Source organism: Flavobacterium cyanobacteriorum, from assembly GCF_002251835.1.
Lineage (GTDB): Bacteria > Bacteroidota > Bacteroidia > Flavobacteriales > Flavobacteriaceae > Flavobacterium > Flavobacterium cyanobacteriorum.
Genome location: NZ_NOXV01000180.1, coordinates 1 through 7,228, shown reverse-complemented (window position 1 = coordinate 7,228; position 7,228 = coordinate 1). Strand labels below are relative to the sequence as shown.

Genomic DNA, 7,228 nt, shown 5'->3' with positions numbered 1-7,228 from the left:
TGGTTAAGTTTGATAGTGTTAAATTTTATTTAGGACAGGATTGATAACTAATTTTATTTACTGTGAAGCCTATGATAAATATAACGTGATAATACTCAAAAAAAGGGTATACCAACAAGTAAAAGTTTTAAGAAGATAAATCCGAACCGGCTGAAGCGACATGCACCACTAGCCGAGTAAGCCCCATAGATTCCTGAAGCCTAAAACTACATCAGTAAGCCAGGAGGTAGTGGCGCGAATGACAAAATGTTGTTTTGCCTGCCCATGCCTGAAAAACACAAGGCCCATGTAGTAGGCATCAATAGTTACAGTAACCCGGGGGTCATTTTTTATGGTGCTCCAGGCTTTTTCTGTTGCGGCAGAGGAATGGATATTGCCAATAATACAAACTTTGTTCTTGCCCATGTTAGGCACGGCCTGTTCAAAAAGGGGCAATATTTCTTCTTTATCTTTTCCGGAAATATAAGCCAGGTCGGCACCTCCGGGTATGGGTGCCAGCAGGGAGAAGAACCATAATTGCAGGCTGTTGGCTTCACCGAGTTTCCTTAGCATTTCAGTGATTTCTACGGCCTCTTCGCCTAATATGAATAGCTTGGAAGACTTAGTATTGCTTATAATACGGTAAAGCAGTTCAGCCGGTTGATATTTTACAGTACCTGTAGCAGCATTATGCTCGCGTTTGGTCAGGCGTGCGGCTTTGGCATAAAAAGCTTTCGAAATATATCCGAATACAAACGGCGAATGTACCCCGTGTAGATTTGACGAGTTCCAAAGGAAGTTTATGTACGATTGTTTGCTCATTTACAAAGTAGCTTCACACGGAAACTGATTACTGATTACTTAAAACTGATTACTATATATCTATTCCTCCATCTTAGCGCTCAGTTCAAACCAGCGCTCTGTTTTTTCTTCAATAGTATTGATTACTTTTTGCAGTTCATCTGCTTTTTTGGCGATGTCAGCATCAGCTATAGAACCGTCTGAAAACTGTTGCTCAATATCCTGCTTTTGCTGTTCAAGGTCTTTTATTTCTTTTTCAATTTTCTGGAATTCCTTTTGCTCATTAAACGCCAGGCCGGCCTTAACATTGTTCTGCTTCCAGGATTTCTTATCTGCCGGAGCGCCTGTCTTAGGCTCTTCCTTCGCGGGCTCTGCACTGTCTTCATAAACACGGAAATCACTGTAATTACCCGGAAAATCTTCAATCTCTCCCTCACCACGGAATACGAACAGGTGGTCTACTATCTTATCCATAAAATACCTGTCGTGCGAAACTACCAAAAGGCAGCCCGGATAATCCAGCAGGAAACTTTCCAGTACATTAAGCGTTACAATATCAAGGTCGTTGGTAGGCTCATCCAGTATAAGGAAATTGGGGTTTTGAATCAGGACAGTACAAAGGTACAGGCGTTTTAACTCGCCACCGCTCAGCTTCTCTACATAGTCATATTGCTTCTTACGGTCGAACAGGAAACGTTCCAGTAGTTGCGCTGCCGATATTGTTCGTCCCTTCGCCAGCGGGATGTATTCGCCAAATTCTTTTATAACATCTATAACCTTCTGCTCCGGCTTAGGGTTGATGCCGCTTTGGGTATAGTAGCCAATCTTTATGGTATCGCCTACTACTACCTTGCCGCTATCGGGCGGCAGCGTTTGGGTGAGTATGTTTAGGAAAGTAGATTTGCCTGTACCATTCTTCCCGATAATGCCAATGCGCTCGCCACGCTTAAAGTTGTAACTGAAGTTTTCAAGTATCGTTTTGTCCTTAAACTTCTTTGATATGTTATGCAGCTCCACTACTTTGCTGCCCATCCGCTCCATATTTATTTCAAGCTCTACCTGGTGTTCTTTGCGGCGGCTGTGGGCCTTTTCTTTTATAACGTAAAAATCATCCTGGCGTGATTTGCTTTTTGTGGTGCGTGCCTTAGGTTGCCTGCGCATCCAGTCCAGTTCTTTTACATACAGGTTTTTAGCTTTGTCTATACTGGCATTTTCGGCAGCAATGCGTTCTTCTTTTTTGGTAAGGTAATAGGAATAATTCCCCTTGTACTGGTAAAGCTTGCCGTTTTCAAGCTCAATAATCTCGTTGCATACACGCTCCAGGAAAAAACGGTCGTGTGTAACCATGAAAAGCGTCATGTTCTCTTTGGCAAAATAATTCTCCAGCCACTCAATCATTTCCAGGTCAAGGTGGTTGGTAGGCTCATCCAGTATCAGCAAATCGGGCTTATTGATAAGTATAATAGCAAGGGCAAGGCGTTTCTTCTGTCCGCCGGAGAGGTTTTTTACCTTCAGCTTCAGGTCTTCCATCTTTAATTTAAAAAGGATCTGCTTGTACTGGGTTTCAAAATCCCAGGCGTTGTGCAGGTCCATACGCTCAAAAGCTTTCTGGTAAGCCTCTTCGTCTTCCGGGTTTTCAAGCGCTTTTTCATATTGTTCAATAACTTTCAGCGTTTCATTGTCCGATGCAAAAATACTTTCTTCAATGCTAAGTTCAGGGTCCAGGTTAGGTTCCTGGCTCAGGAATGCCATCTTTATATCTTTGCGTATCACCACCTGGCCCGTATCGGGTGTGTCTTCGCCATTTATGATCTTAAGGATGCTGGTTTTGCCTGTGCCGTTTTTGGCGACAAAGGCTATTTTCTGGTCTTTGTTGATACCGAAGGAAATGTTTTCAAAAAGGGTACGTTCGCCAAACGACTTTGATATGTTTTCTACTGAAAGGTAATTCACAAGAAATATTTTTTGCAAAAATAGGCTTTTTGTTGCATGTTGGGTGCTACAGTAAACAGCATTGGTGCCAACCATAAATGTTAAATTACCGTTAACCGCAATTTTTTTCCTATCTTTATGATAATCAACAGCCAAATATATAAAGCCTATGAAAGCAGTGTTACTTTTGGTTATTTCAGTGATAGGTGCAATAAGCATGCATGCCCAAAAGGGGTACCCTGTGCCTCCCGAATCACCGGACAGGCTGTTCTACATACAGCATAACCGCAATCATAATACCTTTGTATATGATGCTAACGTAGGGGCCAACAAAACCCTTAATGCTAAAGAGCCTATAGATATTTACCGGATTGCCTACACTAAAGGAGGAAAAAAAGAAGAGCTGTCAGGCATGCAGCGAAAACTGGCTTATGGAGTTACCTGTAGCAGGCTTAGTAACGGCACTTTTGAATTTTGCCTGGTATCATTTCCGGATAAAAAACTTTATCTTAAACATGGCAGCGACGGCAGGTATGTTGTTACTACTACAATTAATGGTAGGGAGATGATACTGCACCGTATATTCCTGGCTACAAAAAATGACAGCCTGCTTAGCCCTAAACTTGATTATGCCGATTTTTATGGCAAATGTCCAAAGACCGGCAGGGAGATAAAAGAGCGGTTCTACATTAAAGCCTGATTAATTACCATCTAAATCGGCCATTTTGACACGCAAAGTGTCAAAATGGCCGATTTTATTTATGTGGAATGAAAGTTGACTATATGATGGTGTAAAACAATAAAATGAATGTCTAACTAAATTTATAATATTATGAACTTAGTAAAAAGAAATGGTAACAGTAATGGCTTATTTCCATCAGTAATGGATGAACTGTTTAAAGACTGGATGGGCGGTACCCAGGTTATGCACAGGATGGTTCCGCCGGTAAACATCAGGGAAAATGAAGATTCATACCTTGTAGAGCTGATGGCTCCGGGTATGAAGAAAGAAGATTTTAATATTGAGCTTGATAATGACCTGCTGACAATTTCTTCTGAAATTAAGCACGAGAACAACCATGAGAACGGCAAGTATACAAAGAGGGAGTTTATGTACTCTTCATTCAGGAGGTCATTCACATTACCTGAAACAGTAAAAGAAGAAGATATTAATGCTTCTTACCAGGATGGTATCTTAAAGATAACATTGCCTAAAAAAGAAGAGGCTTTGCCAAAGCCAAAAAGACTGATTGAGATTGCGTAATATAGGTTTAGTTTAGTTGGTAAAAAGCGTCCTGCAAAGGGCGCTTTTTCATTTTTAAATTGTATATTTGGTCTATGGATATGCAATCAAGAAAATACAGGGTTATTGAAAAACTCCTTCAGGTAAATGAAGAAGAAACGCTTTACAGGCTCGAAGCTATTCTGCAAAGTGAAAAACCAGAAATATCCTGGCATGAATTGCCTGAAGAAACTAAAAAAGTGATTGACATGAGCCTTGGCCAGAGTGATTTAGGCAAAGTTAAATCACATGACGAAGTTGTGTCTGATATCAGGAAAAAATATAATCTTGCCTGATGCTTTTTGATATTTATTGGACTACACTGGGTGAAACCACTTTTGCAGATGAGGTTGATTTTATTTATCGGAAATGGAATCAAAAGGAAGTAGAAAGGTTCATTAAAGTTGTTAGTACAGTAATTGAAAAGCTAAAACAGAATCCTTTTATAGGGAAGTTTTATTCAGATAAAGACATTTATAGTCTTGTTATTTCAAGACAATCTACACTTTTTTATAAGGTTTACCCTGATATCTTGAGGATAGATATCTTGTTGTTGTTTAACAACACACAAAATCCGGAAAAACTACTTAAGTATCTTTAACCGAATTATGCAGCTGTCTGTAATCATACTAAATTACAATGTGCGCTGGTTTTTGCAGCAATGCCTGCTTAGTGTACAAAAAGCCCTTTCGGCTGTAGAAGGTGAAATAATAGTAGTGGATAACAATTCTGATGACGACAGCTGTGCGATGGTGAAGCAGTATTTTCCGGAAGCAACCCTTATAGAAAACAAAGAAAATGCAGGTTTTCCCAAAGGGAACAATATAGGGGTAGCGGCAGCTAAAGGAAAATACATTTGCATACTAAACCCCGATACCGTTGTTGCCGAAGATACTTTTACTAAATTATTGGCTTTTGCTGAGACGGAGCCTCATATTGGCATAACTGGTGTGAAAATGATTGACGGCACGGGCCATTTCCTGCCCGAAAGCAAACGTGGCGTACCTTCGCCGTGGGTAGCTGTTACCAAAATTGCCGGGTTGTATAAGTTGTTTCCGGCTGTTTCCCTCTTTAATAAATATTATGCGCAGCACCTGCCGGAAAACCAGACCGGCAGGGCAGATATACTTTCCGGTGCATGTATGCTCATGAGGCGTGAACTTTACCTTAGCGTAGGCGGGTTTGACGAAGACTGTTTTATGTATAGCGATGATATAGACCTGTCTTATACCGTGCTTAAAAAAGGCTGGCACAATTATTATTTCAGCGGGACAAGTATTATTCACTACAAGGGAGAAAGCACGGTTAAGGACGGTACATATATGATGCGTTTCCGCGAGGCCATGCAGTTCTTCTATAAAAAGCACTTCAGGAGTTCGCCTTTATTTGATGGATTTATGGCAGTTGGGGCTACTTTTTTTGCACTGGCCAAAAAAAATAAAAAAGTGGAGCCAAAACTGCCCGAATACTATATTTTATTTTCTAAAAATGAAGGATTGCGGCAGACACTGGAAGGCCTGTTGCAAAAAAAAGTGGTGCGCATAGCCCAGTACGAGCATAATGTAGTACCTTCACAGGATAAGGGCGCCGAGGTGATACTTGATAATGATATGTTTTCTTTTGGTGAGATCATTGCCATAATGGAAAAGAATAAAAAGTGCGTTACCTTTAAGATAAAGCCTGCCGGATATAATTATATTATCGGCAGCAACAGCAGTAATGACAGGGGGCAGGTAATATCCTGGTAGTAAAAATAGTAAGAATTATTACGGAAGGAAAAGTGATAAGTCAAAAAAAGTATTAATTTCGCAAACACAAACACTAATTTTACCTTTAGGTTAACGATATGGCAAAATTTGAACTTAAATTGCCCAAAATGGGTGAAAGTGTTGCAGAGGCAACCATAACAAACTGGCTAAAAAATGTGGGCGACCGTATTGAAGCGGATGAGGCAGTGCTTGAAATTGCTACCGATAAAGTAGATTCAGAAGTGCCGTCAGAAGTTTCAGGTACGCTTACAGAGATACTTTTCCAGGTGAACGATGTGGTTCAGGTAGGGCAAACCATTGCCTATATTGAAACCGAAGGTGGTGTTGCGGTAGACGCACCAAAAGAAGAAACTGCGCAGCAAACGGTGCAGGCTATTGAAAAACAGGTTGAAACCGCTAAAGAAACCGTTGCTGCACCTGTAAACTTTGCAGATTCTGATAAATTCTATTCTCCTCTGGTTAAAAACATAGCTAAAGAAGAAGGTGTTTCGCTTGCTGAGCTCGAATCTATTAAAGGTACAGGCAAAGAAGGCAGGGTTACTAAAAATGATATACTGGATTACTTAAAGACAAGAGGCTCTCAGCCGCAAGCTGCTGCTCAGCCAATAGCCACAAGCCAACAGCCACAAGCTAAGCCCGCAACTCAAAACGCTGAACCAGCAACTGCTAAAGCTGCTCCGGTATCAGTTAACGGCCAGGATGAAATTGTGGAGATGGACCGTATGCGTAAGCTTATCTCTAAATACATGGTGGAATCGGTACAGACTTCGGCACACGTGCAGTCTTTTGTTGAAGTTGACGTTACCAATATAGTTAAATGGAGGGATAAGGTTAAAAATGCATTTGAGAAGAGGGAAGGCGAGAAGCTTACCTTTACCCCGATATTTATGGAAGCGGTAGCGAAGGCACTTAAAGATTTCCCGATGATGAATATTTCGGTTGAAGGCGAGTACATCATCAAAAAGAAAAACATAAACCTTGGTATGGCAGCAGCCCTGCCAAACGGCAACCTTATAGTTCCGGTTATTAAAAATGCCGACCAGCTTAACCTTGTAGGCATGGCAAAAGCAGTGAACGATTTAGGTAACCGTGCCAAAGCCGGTAAACTAAAACCGGATGATACGCAAGGCGGAACCTATACCGTAACCAATGTGGGTACCTTTGGTAGTGTATTTGGCACACCTATTATCAACCAGCCGCAGGTAGGTATACTTGCCCTGGGCGCTATACGCAAAGTGCCAGCTGTTATTGAAACGCCTGATGGTGATTTTATCGGCATCCGTCACAAAATGTTCCTTTCACACAGTTATGACCACAGGGTTATAGATGGTGCACTGGGAGGCTCATTTGTAAAGCGCGTGGCAGATTACCTGGAAGCATGGGACATCAACAGGGATTTTTAAAATTAAAAATATAATATGGAAGCCGTCTCACAACTTGAGACGGTTTTTTTACGTTTTTCTTG

General features: G+C 41.2%; 8 protein-coding genes. 6 read left to right on the top strand and 2 right to left on the bottom strand.

Annotated features, from left to right (window positions below):
- Positions 1-168: 168 nt before the first annotated feature.
- Together CHU92_RS03465 and CHU92_RS03460 are read right to left on the bottom strand one after the other, a co-directional pair.
- The gene (locus CHU92_RS03465; RefSeq protein WP_094412640.1) at positions 169-801 is read right to left on the bottom strand and encodes a hypothetical protein; all 633 of its coding nucleotides are present in this window, start codon (positions 799-801) and stop codon (positions 169-171) included.
- A 60-nt stretch (positions 802-861) separates the two neighbouring features.
- Complete coding sequence (locus CHU92_RS03460) at positions 862-2,733, bottom strand: ABC-F family ATP-binding cassette domain-containing protein (protein ID WP_094412642.1); 1,872 nt, start codon at positions 2,731-2,733, stop codon at positions 862-864.
- A gap of 148 nt (positions 2,734-2,881) precedes the next feature.
- Here CHU92_RS03460 and CHU92_RS03455 point away from each other — a divergent pair, with 148 nt between their 5' ends.
- From CHU92_RS03455 to CHU92_RS03430, 6 genes are all read left to right on the top strand, one after another.
- Positions 2,882-3,412, top strand: a complete 531-nt coding sequence (locus CHU92_RS03455; RefSeq protein ID WP_094412638.1) for a DUF4833 domain-containing protein — start codon at positions 2,882-2,884, stop codon at positions 3,410-3,412.
- Positions 3,413-3,544: 132 nt separating this feature from the next.
- Positions 3,545-3,976, top strand: coding sequence for an Hsp20/alpha crystallin family protein (locus tag CHU92_RS03450; protein WP_094412636.1), 432 nt, complete (start codon positions 3,545-3,547; stop codon positions 3,974-3,976).
- Positions 3,977-4,050: 74 nt separating this feature from the next.
- Complete coding sequence (locus tag CHU92_RS03445) at positions 4,051-4,290, top strand: hypothetical protein (RefSeq protein ID WP_094412634.1); 240 nt, start codon at positions 4,051-4,053, stop codon at positions 4,288-4,290.
- Entirely contained in the window at positions 4,290-4,595 is a 306-nt protein-coding gene (locus tag CHU92_RS03440; protein ID WP_094412631.1) for a type II toxin-antitoxin system RelE/ParE family toxin, read from the top strand. Before CHU92_RS03445 ends, CHU92_RS03440 begins: the two co-directional genes overlap by 1 nt.
- A 7-nt stretch (positions 4,596-4,602) precedes the next feature.
- Positions 4,603-5,742 carry a glycosyltransferase family 2 protein gene (locus CHU92_RS03435; RefSeq protein WP_094412629.1) on the top strand — a complete coding sequence of 380 codons (1,140 nt, stop codon included), beginning with the start codon at positions 4,603-4,605 and terminating at the stop codon, positions 5,740-5,742.
- A 98-nt stretch (positions 5,743-5,840) separates the two neighbouring features.
- Entirely contained in the window at positions 5,841-7,166 is a 1,326-nt protein-coding gene (locus CHU92_RS03430; RefSeq protein ID WP_094412627.1) for a dihydrolipoamide acetyltransferase family protein, read from the top strand.
- Positions 7,167-7,228: the final 62 nt, after the last annotated feature.

Coding starts and splice junctions, on each gene's coding strand:
- CHU92_RS03435 (WP_094412629.1), top strand. CDS start 4,603: ATGCAGCTGTCTGTAATCATACTAAATTACAATGTGCGCTGGTTTTTG.
- CHU92_RS03465 (WP_094412640.1), bottom strand. CDS start 801: ATGAGCAAACAATCGTACATAAACTTCCTTTGGAACTCGTCAAATCTA.
- CHU92_RS03450 (WP_094412636.1), top strand. CDS start 3,545: ATGAACTTAGTAAAAAGAAATGGTAACAGTAATGGCTTATTTCCATCA.
- CHU92_RS03455 (WP_094412638.1), top strand. CDS start 2,882: ATGAAAGCAGTGTTACTTTTGGTTATTTCAGTGATAGGTGCAATAAGC.
- CHU92_RS03440 (WP_094412631.1), top strand. CDS start 4,290: ATGCTTTTTGATATTTATTGGACTACACTGGGTGAAACCACTTTTGCA.
- CHU92_RS03445 (WP_094412634.1), top strand. CDS start 4,051: ATGGATATGCAATCAAGAAAATACAGGGTTATTGAAAAACTCCTTCAG.
- CHU92_RS03430 (WP_094412627.1), top strand. CDS start 5,841: ATGGCAAAATTTGAACTTAAATTGCCCAAAATGGGTGAAAGTGTTGCA.